Here is a 19,590-nt window from a genome sequence, read left to right as displayed (position 1 = left end):
ATACATTTTTTTATGTTTTTGTAGGTTATTAATAAATCTGTATGTATTTTTGTATGTAGGTAATCATTTATACATACAGTTATGAAACACAGTGTAAAGATAGCACCGGAAAGACGAAAAGACAAAGCCGGAAAATTAATCACTGAAAATGTTCCTTTGTTTGCTGATATCCGTTTTGCGGGAACCAGACTTTTTTACTTTACTGGATATCGTTTGGATGCTGATAAATTTGACACTAAAGAACAAAGGGCTAAAAAGAATTGCACCGGGAATGAGGCCAAACGACCGGTTCAATACAGTACCATTAATGACAGGCTGAAAGCGATCAAGGCAGCATTAGAATTGTTCTTTCAAAAGACGAACGCAGCCACCAAACCGCAGGTAATTGCATTGCTGGACGATGTATGTAAAAAGGCAGTTACCCCGGAACCTGAAGCAGATAACACGGGATTTTTTAGTATGTTTTACCATTACCACAATGTTTGTAATCTGTCTGCGGGGCGCAAGAAGCATATTAGCAGTACAATAAACCATTGGTTGAGATATGAGGCAGCCAGGGGCCTGAAAATCACTTTTGAAAGTATTACCGTTGACCTTTTGAGGGACTTTGAAAGGTATTTGCAGAATGAAAGCACCAGACCGAAGGCAAAGAACTCTAAAGAATTGGTATTTTCACCGAAAAGCAAAAATACAATTCATGTACTGATGGCGTTAACCCGTACTTTTTGGAACTTTGCCCGGAAGGAACTGAAAACGAAAGGTATCAATTTACATTATCCATTTGGGCCCGATGGCTATCAGGCGCCCGGCGAAAATTACGGTTCACCTATTTACATCACTTCAGAAGAAAGGGACATTCTATATCGTGCTGAATTGCCTTCAGAACGGCTGCAACGTGTGCGGGATATCTTTGTACTTCAATGCCTTATTGGTGCCCGTGTGGGTGATTTATGCAAGCTTACAAAGGCGAATGTTCAAAATAATACCATAACTTACATACCCCGAAAAACAAAGGACGGAAAGCCGGTAAATGTTTCCGTTCCATTGCACCCTAAAGCATTGGAAATATTGAGCCGTTACGACCTGCCAGACGGGCGTTTATTGCCTTTCATTACAGATCAGCGATACAACGATTATCTGAAAGAATTATTCAGGAATGTAGGGATAAACCGAATTGTTACCCGATTGAATCCGACCACCGGGGAACCGGAACAGGTGCCTATCTGCGACATTGTAAGCAGCCACATGGCAAGACGGGCATTTGTGGGGAACTTATACGGCAAAGTCGATAACGGCATTATCAGCAGCATGAGCGGACACGTAGCAGGCAGCAGAGCATTTACCCGGTATTACGATGTAAGTAAGGAATTACAGCAGGATGCAATAAGTAAATTGTAAAGCTATGGAATGGAAATGGATCAGATTAAAAGATGTTCACCCGGATATTGAAGGCCAATGGAGTGAACAAGTTGTAATTGATTACCTCACTAACGGTAGAATGTACATTCAGCAAGTGAAGGATCAGGCGAAGCGATCGAAAGGACGTATTGACGAATATATGGAAGGAATATGTAAATTGATATTGTTCTATGACAATCACAGAGCCTATTTAAAGCCGTTTACAAAGTATGAACATGATTACCTGAAAGGAACGGTTAAGTATTGGCATGATGCCGTAGGCATGAGAATACCATTACTTCAGTTAGATAGTCTTCATGCTCAAAGAATGATATCTGCTTATATTGATACGTTAATAAAGCAGGGTGCAATAATTCCATACCCGGAAAATTTAGCCAATACAGAACAAAGGGAGGCATACTATAAACAAATATCAGATGCAAATATTTACCTTATTGCCATGAGTAAAGCAGGCAGGAAAAAGGATTGGGAAATTCAGGAACGTAATAAAATGATAATAGAAATATTGAACCATATTGATATTGAAGACTATGCAAGGTTTCTATCTGAATGTTTTTATAGTGCAGGGTGGGGGCATATTGAACCCGATGCAATCAGGAAAGTAAAAGAACCGAACCGGAATTAATTGCCTTAAAAATAGGTTAATTCATTCACATTAGATTCAGTTTCAGGGCATTATCTTTGCCATGTTCTTAAACCCAAAGACATGGAATCAGGAGTTATTATACAGTTAGGACGGGACGAGTTAACCCGGATCATTAACGATGCAGTCCGGGCAGCTATGCCGCAGGATATCCGGGAAGCCACACCGCAGCCGTTCATTAAAGGAATACATGAACTTGCTGCATTTCTGAAAGTATCACCGGCAAGAGCGCAAAAGCTCAAAAATGAAGGGGCGTTTCCTTATTGGCAGGATGGCAGAACCCTTTTGTTTGATCCCGATGCCGTCCGGGCTGCAATGGCCAATATAAACAAGCCAAAACGATGACTGCGGCAATTCAGATTCTCCGGCAAATGGCAGCCGCTGAAATGAAGCGGAAACATACAAGCTACCCGGAAAATTTAACCCTGCCTGTTAAACCTTATAATGATAAAACTGCCAACGGATTGACCAGATGCATCATTGATTTTCTAAAGTTTAGCGGTTGGCAGGCTGAACGGATTAACACCACTGGCCGACCGGTTGACCGTCGGGAAATTGTAACAAATGTAATCGGTCAGAAAAGGCAGATCGGGAGCGTGGAATGGATCCGCAGCGGTTCAACTCCCGGAAGCGCTGACATATCGGCAACGATCCGGGGGCGAAGTGTGAAAATTGAAGTTAAGATTGGATCAGACCGACAATCAGAAGCACAAATAAGGTACCAACAAGCGATTGAAAAGGCCGGGGGCATTTACATTGTTGCCCGGACATTTGAACAGTTTTACGGCTGGTACCAGAAGACATTTAATTAAGAATTAATCAAATGGACACAGCCGACCAAAAGTATTTCAATTTCCCTATTAACCTACTCCGGGGGGCGTTTGATGACATTAAAGGCATGATGAACGATGCAATGAATTATGCCTGTTATTCAAAATCGCAGGAATATGTAATCGGGACACCTGCGCAGAAAATGAAAGATGCCGCAAAATTTTTCGGGATTACTTTAGGTAATGCCAAACGGTCATTTGAAGATGGCAAAAGTTTATATAATTCTACCCCTGCAAAGTCCCCGATGACCGGGATTAACAAAGATATCTGTTTTGACTTTTATAAGAATGAAAAGACTGAAGCAGACATAGCAATATTACTGGCCTATTTAGCCCTTAAATCGGTTATTGGATCAAAACCATACGTTCACATCACCAACGAGTTTTTAATAGCCAGGATGGCCGGTTATGCCTCTGTTAAGTCAATGCCTGAAGCATTACCCGAACCGCTGGCAGGATACACAACCCGAAGGAAATTAGACAAAATTAAGTTTGAACTAAGATCAAATTGGAATGTGAATATTTACGGTTACCGGGTGCGGGGCTTTTACGTTTCAATCGATAATCAATTCAGTTTGGAAAAGTTGATTTATGAAGTTGAAAAGCAAAGGAAAACAAACATTGAAAAGAAGTTGAGGCAACAGCAGAATGATGCCATAATGAAGGCAAAAACCAAACTTAAAAATGAATTGGCCAATGTTTGAAAATGTACATCACATGTGCAACACATGTACAACTATAATAAGGGATTGTACAACCTATGTACACAGACCTGTTCATTATTTGTGCAATGACATGTACATCTATAAAAAGATACTTTAAAAAGATCCTTTATAAAGGTATTTTAAAAAAATACTATAAAAGGGGAAATTTAATTTTTTTGAAAACAACAAATTTTTACAAAAAATGGGACTGCAAAAAGGAAATACTAATAATCCGAACGGAAGGCCAAAAGGAAAGCCAAACAAGGCCACCGGATCCATAAGGCAAAGAATCAACGCTTTTTTATCTGATAATTGGGAACAGATGGAAAAGGACTTTGAAGCATTGGAGCCGAAAGACAGGCTTTTATTTTACGAAAAGTTGATGCAATACGGAGTTCCGAAATTGCAAAGCACTTCATTATCAACAAATTACGATTTAATGACTGATGAACAGTTGAATTTCATAATTGAAAAACTTTTAAGCCATGAACAAACAACAGAAAATTAAGGTATTACACCTTTTTGAAGATGGCATACCAATAAAACAAGCTATTCAAATGGAGCGAGAACCAAAGGCTTGGCTTGTAATTGAGGACGAAGGGACTGTAAGATGTAGCGATCCGGCTTATCCGGCTGAAGTAATGCCACAGGACATTGTATTTCATATTACTGTTTTGTCCGATGAAGAGGTAAAAAGGCGGTTTGAATCCAGAAACCCGATTAAAGATAATGGCAATATTGCCGAATTAATCAATTAAAAATCAAAACAATGGAAAATCAAAACATCTATCCTGAATCAGACGTTTCAAATCAGGTAAGAATTGGCAGAGGCCCAGCAGCGCCCAGAATCCAAATGAATGAAATTATTGAAAATTGCCTGATTAATGTAGGGCGTTCCGACAAAGAAAAGCGATCCGAAAACATTAAATATGTTTTGGGAGCGATTAAACAACTTAAGGGCTTCAAACTTGAAGACAGTTACCTGAAGGTTGACCTGTTTCCGGGGATCACAACGGAATTAAACTTCCACGAAAAAATCATGGATGTGGCAAATGGGCATTATTCTGAAATTATCAGAGACCCGGCAACAAATCATAAAATATTGGTTATCAATTTATTGAGGCCGAGAGTTTAAAAATATCCCCGGGGATTTTGTCCATATCATCCCCGGTTTGATGCGGCGTAGTGTCCAGCGCCGTTGCCACGTAAAACTGGCAGAGATTTGCCCGGCTGGTTACCGGGCAATTTCTTTTTTATCAGGGGATGAAATAGGGTAAAAATAGGGGGGTAAATTGCCAAAATTGTATGTAAGTATGTATGTAAAAAGAAAAAACCACCTATAAAACATTGGTTTACAAGTGGTTTAGATTATTATTTGTGATCCGGGCGGGATTCGAACCCACGACCCGCAGCTTAGAAGGCTGCTGCTCTATCCAGCTGAGCTACCGGACCGGATGCAAAAACGGAAATTAAATCACGAATAATTCCTGCCGGCTTTTGCGGTAGCAAAGGTAAACAAATTTTATTTAGCCTCAATTCCGCACACAAAAACTGGCTTTCAATGCCACTCGTAACTTTTTTTACTTTTTTTTAAAAAATAACCTGTTACTTTTAATTAAAACTGCCATAAACAAATGAATTAATTCACGAATAGCTTTAATTTAGCAGACCTTGGAGCACTGCTATTAACTTAGGCACTATGAGAGAGCTACTTTTTACAGATTTTTCAAGTTCTTCAGCAGGAAAGATTTACAATTGGGCCGGTAAAACCATTCTGATTGCTGAAGATACTGATTGCAGTTTTCTTTATCTGAAGACAGTCCTCAGAAATACGGCCGCCTCAATTCTCTGGGCATCCACCGGTCAGGAGGCGATTAACCTTGTTCGTGAGCATAAGGAAATTGACGTTATCCTGATGGATATCAATATGCCCGGGATCAGCGGATTTGAGGCTACGGTGGGTATTCACAGCATCCGGCCGTCAATTCCGGTAATTGCCCAGACTGCCTATGTGCATGATAATGAAGTTGAACTCTGCTATGCCTCCGGATGTATCGATTACATTCCCAAACCGATTGATAAAAATCTGCTGCTTGAAAAGCTGAGCGTTTTTCTGGGAGCCGGTGTTCCCAAACCCCAAAAGGAAATCTCCGGTTAAAAGGTGATAAAATAGACTCTTCTTTCAGGAAAGCGGACTTGGTCCGCTTTTTTTGTGCCGGCTTTGTGCTGATAAACAAGGAAACTTACTTGTCGCGGATTTTAGAGGATTCAATGCATTGCCCGGCTGATGCAACTACCTGCCAAGCAAGAAAAGAAGCGGGAATTCCAGCCTTTCCCTCCAGGCATTTTCCGAGTGACCGGCTCCGGGGAATTTTTTTGTAATCCATATGGGCGCCATATAGCCCTTTTCCCTCATGATGCTGTCCGCTATCAACTGAAAAGGTTCATAGAGCGCATCCAGGGTTTCGGTGCCATAATCAAAATAGATTCTGTTGTTTCCCGGGTAGGGCAGGTGGTTATGCAGGTAAAGAAGCAGCGCATCCGGGACCGGATTATTTTCGGTGCTGAAGATGCCCGGCCAGTGCGTTGAAAGGCAGGCCGCGCCTCCAAAAATCTCAGGATATTCGCAGATGGCATACATCGAAATAAGCCCACCCATGCTCGAACCTGCGATACAGGTGCCTTCAGGGCCTTTTATCGTAGCGTAGGTTGAGTCAATAAATGGTTTGAGTTCTGTGACAATAAATTTCAGGTAGTTGTCCGAAATGATATCATTTTCGAACAACGGTGGAAGCCCGGCGCTGCGTGACACCTTTTTCAGGGTGTCGATTTCTTCCTGTTTCAGATATTGCCATGCTTTCTGCGGAAAGTATTCCATGTGTCGTAAAGGCGTATTCCATATCGCCACCACAATGCAGTCCCTGATGCTTTTGCCGCCCATCAGCTTTCCCATGGTTTCATCCACCCCCCATTCCTGCTTGTTCCATGTCAGGTTAGCATCAAAAAGCATCTGCCCGTCGTGCATATACAGCACGGCATATTCCTTTCCGGTACTGTAATCATCGGGCAGCCATACATCAACGTTTCTCGGCGAAACAAGCGCCGAAGGGAAATGCTCATGCCGGATAACCTGGCCGAAGCTCAGTTCCGGAAACTGGGCCCTGAGCTGAACAGCCGTAAAGATCAGGACGAGGATCAGAATCTTTTTCATAATGACGGCAATTGGATTTTTATTATGACTGTTTATTTCTCCGGCAGCAGGTTATTGGTCAATGCCGAATGCTTCAATGGCAGGCAGGGCTTTATTACTGAAATCGTACAGGGCCATATTCTCCCAGGATGATCCGTCGGATGCCTGTGGGCCTTTGAAGGCAACCCACTCCGCACCCCAGTAACAAAAACCGGCAAGTCCGTTGGCGGAAAAAGAAATCCTGCTGATCTCTTTCAGGAATGCCAGCTGCCCGGCTTCGGTAGCCGGATAATCCGGATGAATCTGATCGTTGCTGCCAATGATGTTGTTGGTCCAGTCATTCCAGCCAAGCGTAAAAGGATAGGCTGTTTCAGCGATGACGACCGGTTTCAGAAAACGGGTGTTCAGATTTTTCAGCGTGGGCCCCAGGGTGGTGAGGTCTTTGCCGTGCCAGAAAGGGTAATAAGAAACCGCAGTAATATCATAATCAATGCTTTGCAGGTTGGAAAACAACCACTCCGCCTGATCAGGGCCTGCCATGTGCAGCATAATTTTACAGTTTTTGTCATGATCGCGCACCGCCTTAACCCCTGAAGCCAGCAGGGCTTTAAGATTCACGAGGTTTGAGTATTTTCCGGTGGGCCAGAGCATGCCGGCATTGATTTCGTTGCCGATCTGAATGTAATCCGGTTTGATTCCTTTGATGATGCCGGCCGTGTAACGGTAAACACTGTCGGTGAGTGCAGTCAGGTCCAGATTCTGCCAGGCTTCCGGGGTTTGCTGGTGCCCGGGGTCGGCCCAGGTATCGGAATAATGCACCGTCAGCCATACTTTCAATCCTTTGTTCCTGACCTTCTCAGCAAATGCCTTCACTTCACCGTACCCTGAGCGGCCGCCGGCGGGTGTGTGCCAGAGCCGTATCCTGACGGTATTCATGCCTGCATTTTTCAGGGTAGTCAGCATATCTTCTTCTTGTCCTGTGCGATTGTAAAACACTATGCCTGCATCTTCAATTTCAGGAAGAAACGACAAGTCTGCGGCTTTAAGCATAAGGGTTTCCGGCTGAGGCTCCGGGTCCGGAGATTTTTCGGAACAGGCAGCCGGCAAAAGCCACAGAAAAGTGGAGGATAATAAGGTTATAAGCAGATTGCGGGAAGCTGACATATGCATGGGTTAAGCAGATTTCCTGGTGGTTGATTGCAAAGATAGTATAAATCGCAGTGGCTCAGGCAAGACCGGGAGTGCAAAAAGGCTTCTGATCATCAACCGGGCCTCCTTTTAATTTCTATATGTTTATCCTGAAAATACTGGCTTTCCCGCGATTTTTCCGTAAGGATTGAGCATGCAGGTAATACCATTATGTTACTATTCCCATTCCGGCCGGCATGTGCTGAAAACTGCCGCAATCTACCAGTAAAAATTATATCTCAGGTTTGCCTGAAAGGTTTGTGAACTGAACCTATAAGCTTTATTGACATCTCCGGCCAGAAAGTCCAGCAAATAATTGCAATTGAACTGAATACTGCTTTTCGGGCCGGTTCTGAACGTAATATTTACATTGCCGATCCCGCCAAAAAGTGTTCCCGGGATGTTCCTGCCGAATCTATCGGCAAATAACTTATAATCAATATCTTTATTTTCCGTGACATTAAAGGTGAACATCGGACCCAATCCAAATCCATACTGTAAACGACTGCTTTTGATATTGTATTTTATCAATACCGGAGTCTGAATGGAGGTGAGTTTAAGATCCGGATTGACGGAGAATACTTTTATATAGTTATCGCTGACATAATAAGCTTCCCTGTTGTTCACATAATACCATTTATTCCCGAGGATGATTATTTCCGAAATATTATGATTCTGCGATTTAAGGGTAGTCTGATTTAACCTGGATATCTGCAGACATGTTTCAAGCGTGATATTTTCACTGTTCGGGAACAGATTCTGTATCTGCAGCGCGGCCCCGGCATTCATTACAGGGGTATATTCCGAGATCAGTCCGGAACCGAACTTCAGTTTCTTCATGCCATATCCCGCGTAAACAGACGGCTGAAGTTTCAATTTTTTATACCTGCGTTCAAACACTGTGCATGCTTCATCAGTACATACCAGATCGTGATATTTATTGGCAAGTTTTATCATCGGTTTCGGCCTCAGCGGTGTCTGGATAATATCATCCCTGATTCCCGGACAATCTGCCAGCATGTAGAGCAGTTTTCCTTTGTATTTCGGAATATTGTAATAAGTCCCGCTGTCATTATGGATGATTTTTTCAGGCTCTGATAATTCAATCAATCCATCACGTTCTGTTTCCAAAAAATAACGTGAGGCATCACCGGATTCCAGAAAATAGACAGAAGCTTTACCTTTTATCAGAAATTCGAGAAAGCGTTCAACAGGTTCTCCATGATCAGTGATTTTTCTGGAAATAAAGTATTTTCCTTCTTCAAACCTGTATCCGCTGATCTCATGGGGATTGAACTTTTGAACGGGATGATCATCCGACCTTCTGAAATGGCATATTTGTGACGATGTTTTGCTGCCTCTGTATTGTAAATAACCGAAAATGGTGTCATTTGATCTGGTAATAATGTACCCCTTGCGAAATCGCTCCTGTGCATGCGCCTCAATTGTCAGAATAAATGATAGCATTGTCAATGCCAGAAACCCTGAATATTTCATGAATGTTTATATTGTATTTTGATTAATATAAAATCAGCCTTGCCGGAATAGCGCCAAATTTAAGATTATAATCTTATATTTCAGATATGTTCTGGTCTTTTCTGCAGCGGGCTTATATTCTGGTTTGTCCGGCAGTATGTGTCAATGACCGGCCGGAAATGAAAAAAGTGAATTTCACTTCGGGGTCAGCCTGAACGTTTACCGGTTATTATTGGTCCGGATTGCTGCTTATCCTGAATGAAGGCGGCTTATAGCCTTCATCAAGGTGATCGGCCGGAATGGTGGTTGTATTCCCGTCCCGTAAAGTCCTGTAGTGGGGCGACATGATTTCAATGCCCCTTTCATTGAATACATCCTGAATGTGCCGGTGAAGATCAGAATGAATGGAAGTTGTCCGGTTCACTTCCTTGATGTAAGCGTTAATCTGGTAGGAAACATAAAAATCTTCAAGCCCGGTTTGCAGGACAAAAGGCGAGGGGGCCTGCAAGATTCCGGTTGTGCGCAGGGCAGCATCAATCAAAGCCTGGTGCACATCTTTCCAGGGGGCATCATAACCAATGGTAACGGTAGAATGAATGATCAGCCCGTCATTTTTGGCGGGAGCCGAATAATTAATGGTATTTCCCGAGAGCACTGAAGCATTGGGAATGGTGATTTCCTCCATTTTAGGAGTGCGCAGGCGGGTAACCAGCAGGGTTTTTTCAATCACATCCCCTGTCATTTCTCCGATCCTGATACGGTCACCGGTTTTAAACGGGCGCATATAGGTGATCACAATCCCTGCTATAATGTTGGCGATTGCTGAAGATGACCCCAGGGAGAGCAATACGCCGATAAAAACGGATACACCTTTAAAAATGCCTGAGTCTGAACCGGGCAGGTACGGAAAGATCATGACAAACATAAAAGCATAGAGCAGAAATTTCACAATGCTGAAAGTCGGCATGGCCCAGTCGGGATGAAATCCGCTGATTTTCAGTTTTTCCGAATCAATTTCAGAGAAAATATACCTGACAAAGCGGATGAAATAGCGCATAATCACTACAATGACGGCAATGCTGAAAAAATTGGGGATATAATTCCAGACGGCATTCACAACGCCCCTGAACGGCATCCAAATCAGGGCAAAAAGACTGTCGGCCCAGCCGCGGGTAAATGGAAAAATACTGAATATCAGTGGTATATTGATGTAAAGTATCAGGGCAATCAGAAACCACTTTAAGACCTTCAGGATAAAATAGATAAGCCTCAATTCCTGTTCGGCTGAGAGAAAAGTGTAGTCTTTGTAGGCCAGGTTTTTCAGCCAGACGTCTTTTTTGCTGGTAATATAAGTTTCTGCCCTGGTGTGTAATCTGATCATCAGTATTATCAGAAACCACACTCCGGCAATAACGAGCAATACCAGGCCAAAGCGACCAAGAAGCCTGCCAAGGCTGGCATCTTTGCGGGCAGTTTCAATGGCAGTGCGGATGATGCCGGTATACTCTTCCGCAAGCTGCTGCCTTGTTTTGTTGTAAATCATGGCATCAAGGTCAGTAATGCTCATAATTACCACATCTTGGCAGACAATATCGGTTGTGTAATCAGATTCTGAGCTGCGGATAGAATCAAGTACCAGAAAATCGTCTTTATAGAGCGTCTTTATCCTTGCTGAGATATCTTTTGCCCGCTCTTCCGGACGTGTAGCCCCGCTGCGGGAATAGATACTGAAGAGTGTATCTGTTTTCAGGATAACCGGGTAGCGTCCGGCGCTTTGTCTCAACTGCATGGCCTGCGCTGAAAGCCGGTCAATCCTGATGCTGTCCTGAGCCTCCAGTTTTTTGATTTCAGCCATCAGTTCATTCTTTTTCTGCACATCTCCGGAGGTAAGCAGCGACAACTGATCTGTCAGAATAGCCTTTCGAACCGAGTCGGCCACCCGGTTTTTTTCAAATTGTGACAGCTGGTTCTGAAGCGCTGAAAGTTGGGATGCAGCGAGGGAGTCGGACTGGGTTTTTCCGGAGTAGGATATGATAATAAGCAGCAGGGTAATGTAATGGCGTATTTTCATAAAATCTGATTTTCTCGCTGGCTAAATATAGTGAAAAGCCTGAACGCTTCAGGATTTTTTCGGAAAATTCAGTAAGAAGGTTACTGATTCGGGCCGGAAGAACCTGGTTTCCGTGTATAAAGAAAACCGGCAATTGCATCCATCAGTTCTTCTTTGAGAAAGGGCTTAAACAGGAAGTCATCAAAGCCCGCTTCTCTGACCTGTGGTTGTCTGTCTTTTTCAATGTAGGCGCTTTGAGCAATCACCGGCAGATCAGGACGTAACTCCTTGATGCGTTTGGTGGCTTCTAACCCGTCCATTACCGGCATTCTGATGTCCATCAGCACCAGGTGAACATCACTGTGATCGCGGCAGTAATCAACGGCCTGGCTGCCGTTAACGGCTGAAATCAGATTGACTCCGGTACCTGAAAGCAGATCTTCAATATACTTATAATTCAGGATTTCATCTTCGGCTACAAGGATATTGACACCACTGAGCGAGGCGGGCTCAGGAGCCACAGCTGCAATACTTTCTTTTGGCAGCACAGTTTTTGCCGGTTTATAGGGCAGGGTAAATCTGAAAAGTGATCCATGTCCCGGTTCTGATTCAAGGCTGATTTTTCCATTCATCAGTTCCAGATTGCTCTGGCAAATCGCAAGGCCAAGGCCGGCACCATCGTAAAATTTTGAAGATGAAGGTTCTGCTTTCCTGAAGCGCTGGAAAATGTCAGCATGAAACCGGTTGTCAATTCCGATTCCGGTATCTTTAACAAAGAATTCAATCTCGTTGTCCCTGAGCGAATAACCGAAGTGAACATGGCCTTTTTCAGTGAATTTTACGGCATTTCCCACAAGGTTATTTAAAATCTGTTTCAATTTATACTCATCGGTAATCATGCTGTCGGAATGATCCGGAAGTCCGCAACTCAGCTTTAATTCCACCTCTTCTTTTATCACCGGATGCCATTGCCTGAAAATGTCCTTAAGCAATGCGTTCAGGCTGACCGGCCGGTTGTTCACGCTGATGTTTCCGGTTTCGATCAGGCTGATATCCAGAACCTGATTTACCAGGTCGAGCAGACGGTTTGCACTTTGCATGATATAGGTAACATATTCCTTCTTCTGGTCTTCAGTGAGGCCGTTTTCGCCGAGCAGAGAGGAAAAGCCAATAATGCCGTTCATCGGCGTTCTGATTTCATGCGAGATGTTCTGAAGAAATGCTGTTTTAAGCCGGTCACTTTCAACCGCTTTTTTTTCGGCAGTTCTGAGTTTAATCAGATGCGTTTTCAGAATATGGAAAAACAGGATGGCCGTCAGAATCACATAGAACCATCCTTTATAGGTCTGTATCCTGGTCAGGGTTACGGGATCTGTTACCAGTGATCCGATCAGCCGGTCAGAAAAAAGAATCCATAGCAAACCCAGGAGCAGGTATATAAAGGTAAATCTGTATTCAAACCTGATCTTTTTCATATAATTTTCCTGGGTTTAAATATCAAACAATCCTGATATCAGGAAAGTTTAGCGGGTAATATGGTCATAAATGTACGATATTCAGTAAAGAAAGTAAAGCAATGGTAAAAAAAACCTGCAGCGGCTGACTGCAGGTTTTGGTTTTGGGGTAGAAATGATTAGCTCTCTGTCAGAACAAACTCTGCTTCAAGCACATCCCGGGAGTTCCCGCCTGTAAAAACCTTGAAATCACCCGGCTCCGCAACAAAGTCCAGGTCATAATTGTAAAACTTCAGATCCTCAATATCTATGGTAAACTTTACTTCTTTTGTTTCTCCCTTTTTCAGGAATACTTTCTGAAAACCCTTCAGTTCTTTCACCGGACGGGTGGTGGTACCGACCATATCGCGGATATAGAGCTGAACGACTTCCTTGCCATCGTAATTTCCGGTGTTGGTGACCTTAACGCTGACGTCGATGGACTCACCCGGTTTCATGGTACGTTTACTCAGGGTAAGGTCGCTGTATGAAAATGAAGTATAACTTAATCCATAGCCAAATGGGTAAAGCGGTTCATTCGGGACATCCAGATAATTGGTAAGGAATTTGGTGAACCATTGGCCTTCGGGTAAAGGGCGGCCGGTATTTTTATGGTTGTAAAAAACAGGGATCTGCCCGGTATTTCTCGGAAAAGAGGCGGTAAGCTTACCGGATGGCACCACATCTCCGAAGAGAACGTCGGCCACGGCTGCACCGGCTTCGCTTCCCCCGAACCATACATTGAGGATGGCAGGTACATTTTCCTGCTCCCAGGTGATGGCCAGCGGGCGCCCGGTAAAGAGAACCATTACCACCGGTTTGCCTGTTTTCAGCAGCGCCTTGAGCAGTTCCCGCTGGTTGGCCGGCAGCTCGATATTGGTGATGCTTGAGCATTCGCCACTCGATTCGGATGCTTCACCCAGAATGGCTACCACTACCTCTGATTTTTCAGCGGCTTTAACGGCTTCGGCAATCATAATTTCAGCGGGGCGGCTGTCCCACCCGGTTGGTTTTCCGAACATTCCGATACGCGATTCGAGCACGGAATCGGCAACAACGTTTATTCCACGGGCCAGCGTAACCAGTTCGGGTTTGCCGGTTACCATTCCGATGCCATCCAAAACTGAAATGGCTTTTTCGAAATCTCCGGCGACGGTCCAGGTGCCGCACATGTTCAGCCGGTTATCAGCCAGGGGGCCAATCAGCGCGATTTTCGCATCTTTTCTCAAGGGCAGAATATTGCCTTCGTTTTTAAGTAATACAAAACTTTCTGAAGCTGTTTTCCGGGCTGCCATGCGGTTGGCATCGGTATAGATTTCAGTTTCGGCGCGTTTTGAGTCACAATAACGGTAGGGATCGTCAAAAAGTCCGAGTTTATATTTGGCTTCCAGTATCCTGCGGCAGGCAGTATTGATTTGCCCTTCCGAAATTTTACCTTCGCTGAGCGATTTCTGAAGGGTCAGCAGGAAACCTTCACTTACCATATCCATATCCATTCCGGCTTTAAGTGCCATCGCTGACACTGTCTGAAGGTCGCCCACGCCATGTGCCGTCATTTCATAGATACCGGTGTAATCGGTAACGATAAATCCGTTGAACCCCCATTGATCGCGGAGTACATTCTGCATCAGCCATTTATTTCCCGTAGCGGGAATGCCGTCAACCTCGTTAAAGGCAGCCATTACGCTTCCGGCGCCGGCATCAACACCTGCTTTATATGGCAGAAAATACTCATTGTACATACGCTGCCGGCTCATATCCACCGTGTTGTAGTCGCGGCCGGCTTCACCGGCGCCGTAAAGGGCAAAATGTTTCACAGTGGCCATAATGGTATTGTTGGCCGTTAAGTCCGTGCCCTGGTATCCGCGCACCATGGCTTTGGCTACTTCGCCGCCCAGGAAGGGGTCTTCTCCGCTGCCTTCTGCAACGCGGCCCCAACGGGGATCGCGGCTCAGGTCAACCATGGGGGAGAAGGTCCAGCAAATGCCGTCGGCACTGGCTTCGATGGCGGCAATGCGCGCGCTCTGTTCAATAAGATCCATGTCCCAGGAACAGGAAAGCCCTAACGGAATCGGGAAAACAGACTTATAACCATGAATCACATCCATTCCGAAAATCAGGGGGATCTTCAACCTGCTCTCTTCAACGGCCACCTTCTGTACATTCCGGATTCTTTCAACAGATCTGATATTGAACAATCCACCCACTTTTCCTTCCCTGATTTTTCTTCCGATGTCTGAACTGGATGTTTGCCCGGTGGTGAAATCACCGGCACTGGGCAGATTTAACTGACCAATCTTTTCGTCCAGGGTCATTTTTGCCATCAGTTCACTGATGAATTTATTCATTTTTACCTGATCCGGCAACGGTTGCGCGCTTACGCTGAGGAATGAAGCCATCAGGATAACGGCAAAAAGGATGCTGTTTCTTTTCATACTTGATTTTCGTCTCTTGTTATTATTTTTCTTGATTTGATTCCAAGTAAGGACTGGTAAATCCCAGTTTCTTAAGTCCGTGAAGGATCTCGGGACAACTCATGAACAGGTCCCAGATCAGGCCGGAGCGGTAATTTTCAATCATCACGATGATAGGCCCCTGATCGATGGCAAGATGTGATTTTGCATACCAGTTTTCACTTTCATTAAAGGCATCCACAAAGCCATACTCACTCCATATTTTATCTCCAAGGTTATAATAGAAATGACGCAAGGCCTGCATAGAGTATTCAGGCGTATAAGGGAAAGCTGAAAGCGCCGCCGTTGGGGTAATCACTCCGAGGTCATTGTCGGGAGAATGTGCATTGTAACCTTCATGGTTATCGCTGGCAGTCAGTCCCCAGCAGTTTTCTCCGTAGCCTTTGAAATTTTTCGGGTTGCTGATGCAGTATGCGCGGTTGATAAGGGTGTGGTTACGGTTTTGCATCCAGTAGTCGGCATACTGGTCTTTCAGGCCTTTAGGACTTAATCCAAGAAAGGAATAATGGGAGAAAAACAACGGACCGCCGTAATCGAAGCCCAGCGGGAGTTCTATCCCGAAAAACGATTTGCCGTTTTTGAAGAAATTGCTCTGCGCCCAACCGCGGTGGTAAACCGCCGGGCTTACCGGGTAGCGTTCGGAAGATGCTGCCAGTATATAAGTAATCAGGCATTCGTTGAAACCCCTGAGGGGAAAATTCATGGCCCAGCCATTGTTCGGGCTCCAGTGCCAGTAAAGTACTTCTTCGCCGCCTTTGGTAAACCAGTTCCATTCGATCTCGCTCCACAACCAGTTAATGCGGTTTCGTAATTCTGATTCAAGCGGGCTTTTAGCATCAAAATACTGCCTTGCCGTAAGCAATCCCTGGAAAAGAAATGCGTTTTCCACCAGGTCAGCGCCATCGTCCTTGCGGCTGAATGGAATGGTTTTTCCTGTATTACCGTGCAGCCAATGAGGGAAAACCCCGTGATAGGAGTCGGCTTTGGCCAGGAATTTCACCATTTTCAGCAGGTGACGGGCAGCGCTGTCGCGGGTAATCCACCCCCGGTGCACGGCAACCACGCTGGCCATTATGCCAAAACCGGTACCTCCGGTGGTAACCACTTCATCGCCATAGTTGTACGCCCTGTTGCTCCGTTCCCGGGCCATTCCGCTTACCGGATGCGCAAAATCCCAGAAATAGCGGAATGTCTGGCGCTGGACTTCGTCCAACAGTTCATCGTCACTCAGGTTTGGCAGGATCCCCCTGACTTCAATCTTGTCCGGATTCTCTGCGGAAGTTTTCTTACGCTGTGCAGCTAAAGGGAAACTTAATGATATCAACAGGGTGATTATCAATATTCTGTTCATGTTACTGCTCCTGTCTGTTATTTTATGGCCGGTGAATTCATTGAATAGCCTGACTACAAATGAAAGTTCGTGTAAAATTAACACTAAGTTTCATTGTGGCTGCTCCTGTGGATAAAAATAGGTAAAATTTTTCTACTCAGCCATTGCGGATTTGTTAAAAGCTGATTTTAAACCAGGCGCTGACGGGAGATCAGCATAGTATGCTGAAGCGATACCGGGAGGTTCCTGTAAAATAGCTAACGGCCGCTTCCATAGAACCTGATCAGGAAAGGATATTCCTCATTTTCAGGATTAACGGAAATGGCCTCTCTGAGCTTTTTTATCAGATTCCGTCTGTCGCCGCTCAGGTCGTAACCTATCCCTTCGGTGAGCAACCGGTTTCCTTCAGTAAACCGCTGCATCATTTCCTGATCCGGAATATCCGTGAATATCCGGCTTGTTTCACACCTGTTCTGATTGAGGAACATAAGGTTTTGCGTGAGGTTGCGACTGTCGAAGGAAGAGAACCTGAAAAATTCGGGAGATGGGAAGTTGTCGGTATTCAATTGCACAGAGGGTGAGAACCCGGCAATGGCTGTATGGTCAAGCACCAGGCAGGCAGCCAGATGATAGGGGTTATTATAGAAATAGGGATCCCCGGGAGAGGCAGCAATGCGGGCCGACCACTGGTTGAAATCTATGGATAATTGTCCGTTAACGCCCAGTAATACAGCATGGTTATGACCCAGCCACACGGTGGACTGCGGAAAAACGCTGTGGAAAGTCTTGATAATACCCTGAAAGTCCTCTGGCAGCAGTTTATGAAGCGGCAGGTATTGCGATACCATTCCGCCCGGATTAAGTCTAGATCTGCAAAGTTCAAAGTACTCTTTGGTGTATAAGCTGCCGGATCCCAGTATGGGATGGGTAGGGTCGCTCGAAATCAGATCGTATTTTTTACCGGTGGCCTGCAGATAATGCCGTCCATCGCCGGCAATTACCTTCAACCTTTTATCTTTCTGGATATTGTTGTTCAGGCCACTGTAATAGTGTGCAGCATCTTTCAATCCGGCAACCAGCTCAATGCAGTCGATATGCTCAACTTCGGGATGAGAGGCGATGGCGGAGGTGGTAACGCCGATGCCGAAACCTACGACCAGAACATCTTTACCCTTCAGGCCGGCATAAAAGGGGAGGTGGCCAACCATTTTCACCACTTTGATGGCATCGTAACTTGACCCGATCACCGCACTGTTGTTCACGTACGTCGACAGTGCAGCCCCTTTTCCGCCGGGTTCGCGGCCAACAACCCAGGTGCCCTCAACCGATTCGCGGTATTCAATAATTTCCCTGTCAAAACGGGTGAAAGAGGGGGGGAGTATCTTTAATTCAGGACTGACAATCAGGAAGATAAGCAGTATCAAAGAACCGGAAATGGCGATTGCTTTCAGCTTCCCGGTTTTGAATTGCCTGATTTTCAGCGATATCAGCAAGGCGGCGATCAGCAGTATCAGTGCATAAAAAACTACCGAGCGGCCCGCGCCCAGCAGCGGGATCAGCAAAAATGCGGCAATTGCAGGGCCAGTGATGCTGCCAAGTGTGTTGAACAGCAATACCCGCCCCATACTATTGCTGACGTCATGCTGGTTTTTTGTGATGAGCGAACAGGCCAACGGGAATCCATACCCTGAAAGGAAAGTGACCGGCAGAATGACCAGCAGGGCGGAAATAGCCGGAATAACGATGATTCGCATGAAATAGGCGTCCTGATCACCTGCCAGGGGGAACATAATGAGTTCAGGAATTCGGATCAATATGCCTGCACCTGCCACAACCACTGCGGCTGTAATCAGCAAAAGCACCGGCATTGAAAGACTTGTGGCCGGCTTTTTGCTGCTTGCGGCAAAATAGCGGCTTCCGGCAAAAAGTCCCAGAATGACTATTGAAGCAATGAGCGAGAAAGTATAGCTGGTATTGGTCATGTAGATTCTGAAAATCCGGAACCAAACTACCTGAAGACCGATGACAGCAAATCCGAGTATGAAAGTTCCGGCCAAAGCGGCAATGTTGTTCGCAGTAAGTTTGCCTGCTTCATTTTTTGATTCCTGCTTTCCGGATCGCAGTGGCTTTTCAGGAATTTTCGCTGCAGGATTTTGATCAGTTTGAGGCCTGCTGAGCATTAGCAGCAATGCCGAGATCAGGTTAAGTGCAATCGCGGAAAAGACGGTATTTTGTTGTCCCAGTGCACGGATAAGCACAAAACCGGTTGCAAGTCCGCCCAACGCACTTCCGATGGTTTCCCAGGCGTAGATTTTACCGATCGATCCGGCCAGTCCCTGATCGCTCCTGATGATAAGGCCTGAAGCCACAGGTAAAACACCCCCCATAAAGAATGCGGGGACGAAAAGCAGGGCAAGGGAGAGCGGTGTAATCAGCCGGTCAGCGGTTTGAACCGGCATCCCTGATGTCGCAAGCACTTCATAGATTGCCGGGATTCCGTCTGATATCATCAGGTAGCCAAGCAGTCCAAGAATTCCCGAAAAAGTAAAGAGAAGCATCAGAAGTCTGTGATGCGATTTCCGTTTATCAGCCAGTCTTCCCCATATCCATGCACCGGCGCCGAATCCGGCCATATAGGCAGCGAGAACCAGGGTGGAAGCCTTTACTGTTGCGCCAAGCGAGAGGGCAAGCAACCGGAAGTAACTGACTTCATAGATCAGAAATGAGCATCCGGCAAAAAAAACCAGAAGAAGCAGCGTGGTGGTTGAGAGGGTCCTGTTTTTCATGAGTCCG

At 45.2% G+C, this 19,590-nt stretch carries 16 protein-coding genes and 1 tRNA gene; 8 read left to right on the top strand and 9 right to left on the bottom strand.

Annotated features, from left to right (window positions below; translation table 11 throughout):
- Positions 1-81: 81 nt before the first annotated feature.
- The 7 genes from TBC1_RS14255 (at position 82) to TBC1_RS14220 (ending at position 4,731) form a co-directional block, all read left to right on the top strand.
- Entirely contained in the window at positions 82-1,398 is a 1,317-nt protein-coding gene (locus TBC1_RS14255; protein ID WP_062044350.1) for a phage integrase SAM-like domain-containing protein, read from the top strand.
- A gap of 4 nt (positions 1,399-1,402) precedes the next feature.
- Positions 1,403-2,044, top strand: a complete 642-nt coding sequence (locus TBC1_RS14250) for a hypothetical protein (RefSeq protein ID WP_062044347.1) — start codon at positions 1,403-1,405, stop codon at positions 2,042-2,044.
- Between the two features lie 81 nt (positions 2,045-2,125).
- Positions 2,126-2,407 (top strand): MerR family transcriptional regulator, encoded by a 282-nt coding sequence (locus TBC1_RS14245; RefSeq protein ID WP_062044344.1) that lies wholly within the window; start codon positions 2,126-2,128, stop codon positions 2,405-2,407.
- A 628-nt stretch (positions 2,408-3,035) separates the two neighbouring features.
- Positions 3,036-3,596, top strand: coding sequence for a hypothetical protein (locus tag TBC1_RS14235; RefSeq protein WP_137305746.1), 561 nt, complete (start codon positions 3,036-3,038; stop codon positions 3,594-3,596).
- Positions 3,597-3,798: 202 nt separating this feature from the next.
- Positions 3,799-4,104 (top strand): hypothetical protein, encoded by a 306-nt coding sequence (locus TBC1_RS14230; RefSeq protein ID WP_062044335.1) that lies wholly within the window; start codon positions 3,799-3,801, stop codon positions 4,102-4,104.
- Positions 4,082-4,354: a hypothetical protein gene (locus tag TBC1_RS14225; RefSeq protein WP_062044332.1), complete on the top strand. Its 273-nt coding sequence runs from the start codon at positions 4,082-4,084 to the stop codon at positions 4,352-4,354. The genes TBC1_RS14230 and TBC1_RS14225 overlap by 23 nt, the downstream gene beginning before the upstream one ends.
- Before the next feature lie 11 nt (positions 4,355-4,365).
- Positions 4,366-4,731, top strand: a complete 366-nt coding sequence (locus TBC1_RS14220) for a hypothetical protein (protein ID WP_062044330.1) — start codon at positions 4,366-4,368, stop codon at positions 4,729-4,731.
- Positions 4,732-4,974: 243 nt separating this feature from the next.
- Here TBC1_RS14220 and TBC1_RS14215 read toward each other — a convergent pair.
- Positions 4,975-5,048, bottom strand: a tRNA-Arg gene (locus tag TBC1_RS14215).
- 247 nt (positions 5,049-5,295) lie between these two features.
- Between TBC1_RS14215 and TBC1_RS14210 the strand changes: the two genes are divergently transcribed.
- Positions 5,296-5,754, top strand: coding sequence for a response regulator (locus TBC1_RS14210; protein ID WP_062044328.1), 459 nt, complete (start codon positions 5,296-5,298; stop codon positions 5,752-5,754).
- 135 nt (positions 5,755-5,889) lie between these two features.
- On the opposite strand, the gene TBC1_RS14205 is transcribed toward TBC1_RS14210, so the two are convergent.
- The 8 genes from TBC1_RS14205 to TBC1_RS14170 all read right to left on the bottom strand — a co-directional run bounded on the left by TBC1_RS14205 (position 5,890) and on the right by TBC1_RS14170 (position 19,583).
- Positions 5,890-6,807 carry an alpha/beta hydrolase gene (locus TBC1_RS14205; protein ID WP_062044326.1) on the bottom strand — a complete coding sequence of 306 codons (918 nt, stop codon included), beginning with the start codon at positions 6,805-6,807 and terminating at the stop codon, positions 5,890-5,892.
- Positions 6,808-6,858: 51 nt separating this feature from the next.
- Complete coding sequence (locus tag TBC1_RS14200) at positions 6,859-7,950, bottom strand: glycoside hydrolase family 53 protein (RefSeq protein WP_172668911.1); 1,092 nt, start codon at positions 7,948-7,950, stop codon at positions 6,859-6,861.
- A gap of 243 nt (positions 7,951-8,193) precedes the next feature.
- A complete protein-coding gene (locus tag TBC1_RS14195) occupies positions 8,194-9,471 on the bottom strand; it encodes a hypothetical protein (protein WP_062044320.1) in 1,278 nt (425 codons plus the stop codon).
- A gap of 208 nt (positions 9,472-9,679) precedes the next feature.
- On the bottom strand, positions 9,680-11,521 hold the full coding sequence (locus TBC1_RS14190; RefSeq protein ID WP_062044317.1) for a mechanosensitive ion channel family protein: 1,842 nt from the start codon (positions 11,519-11,521) through the stop codon (positions 9,680-9,682).
- 80 nt (positions 11,522-11,601) lie between these two features.
- A complete protein-coding gene (locus TBC1_RS14185) occupies positions 11,602-12,975 on the bottom strand; it encodes an ATP-binding protein (RefSeq protein WP_062044314.1) in 1,374 nt (457 codons plus the stop codon).
- 158 nt (positions 12,976-13,133) lie between these two features.
- Positions 13,134-15,428 (bottom strand): beta-glucosidase BglX, encoded by a 2,295-nt coding sequence (gene bglX / locus TBC1_RS14180; protein WP_062044310.1) that lies wholly within the window; start codon positions 15,426-15,428, stop codon positions 13,134-13,136.
- Between the two features lie 22 nt (positions 15,429-15,450).
- The gene (locus TBC1_RS14175) at positions 15,451-16,818 is read right to left on the bottom strand and encodes a glucoamylase family protein (RefSeq protein WP_082189642.1); all 1,368 of its coding nucleotides are present in this window, start codon (positions 16,816-16,818) and stop codon (positions 15,451-15,453) included.
- A gap of 236 nt (positions 16,819-17,054) precedes the next feature.
- Positions 17,055-19,583, bottom strand: coding sequence for a fused MFS/spermidine synthase (locus tag TBC1_RS14170; RefSeq protein WP_172668910.1), 2,529 nt, complete (start codon positions 19,581-19,583; stop codon positions 17,055-17,057).
- Between the last annotated feature and the right edge of the window lie 7 nt (positions 19,584-19,590).

Source organism: Lentimicrobium saccharophilum (assembly GCF_001192835.1).
GTDB lineage: Bacteria > Bacteroidota > Bacteroidia > Bacteroidales > Lentimicrobiaceae > Lentimicrobium > Lentimicrobium saccharophilum.
Note: the sequence above shows the minus strand (reverse complement) of the source record. Positions and strands in the feature narration are given on the sequence as shown.

Bases quoted from the DNA above. Each gene is read 5' to 3' on its own strand.
- TBC1_RS14255 (WP_062044350.1), top strand. From the start codon at position 82: ATGAAACACAGTGTAAAGATAGCACCGGAAAGACGAAAAGACAAAGCC.
- TBC1_RS14250 (WP_062044347.1), top strand. From the start codon at position 1,403: ATGGAATGGAAATGGATCAGATTAAAAGATGTTCACCCGGATATTGAA.
- TBC1_RS14245 (WP_062044344.1), top strand. From the start codon at position 2,126: ATGGAATCAGGAGTTATTATACAGTTAGGACGGGACGAGTTAACCCGG.
- TBC1_RS14235 (WP_137305746.1), top strand. From the start codon at position 3,036: ATGAAAGATGCCGCAAAATTTTTCGGGATTACTTTAGGTAATGCCAAA.
- TBC1_RS14230 (WP_062044335.1), top strand. From the start codon at position 3,799: ATGGGACTGCAAAAAGGAAATACTAATAATCCGAACGGAAGGCCAAAA.
- TBC1_RS14225 (WP_062044332.1), top strand. From the start codon at position 4,082: ATGAACAAACAACAGAAAATTAAGGTATTACACCTTTTTGAAGATGGC.
- TBC1_RS14220 (WP_062044330.1), top strand. From the start codon at position 4,366: ATGGAAAATCAAAACATCTATCCTGAATCAGACGTTTCAAATCAGGTA.
- TBC1_RS14210 (WP_062044328.1), top strand. From the start codon at position 5,296: ATGAGAGAGCTACTTTTTACAGATTTTTCAAGTTCTTCAGCAGGAAAG.
- TBC1_RS14205 (WP_062044326.1), bottom strand. From the start codon at position 6,807: ATGAAAAAGATTCTGATCCTCGTCCTGATCTTTACGGCTGTTCAGCTC.
- TBC1_RS14200 (WP_172668911.1), bottom strand. From the start codon at position 7,950: ATGTCAGCTTCCCGCAATCTGCTTATAACCTTATTATCCTCCACTTTT.
- TBC1_RS14195 (WP_062044320.1), bottom strand. From the start codon at position 9,471: ATGAAATATTCAGGGTTTCTGGCATTGACAATGCTATCATTTATTCTG.
- TBC1_RS14190 (WP_062044317.1), bottom strand. From the start codon at position 11,521: ATGAAAATACGCCATTACATTACCCTGCTGCTTATTATCATATCCTAC.
- TBC1_RS14185 (WP_062044314.1), bottom strand. From the start codon at position 12,975: ATGAAAAAGATCAGGTTTGAATACAGATTTACCTTTATATACCTGCTC.
- bglX (WP_062044310.1), bottom strand. From the start codon at position 15,428: ATGAAAAGAAACAGCATCCTTTTTGCCGTTATCCTGATGGCTTCATTC.
- TBC1_RS14175 (WP_082189642.1), bottom strand. From the start codon at position 16,818: ATGAACAGAATATTGATAATCACCCTGTTGATATCATTAAGTTTCCCT.
- TBC1_RS14170 (WP_172668910.1), bottom strand. From the start codon at position 19,583: ATGAAAAACAGGACCCTCTCAACCACCACGCTGCTTCTTCTGGTTTTT.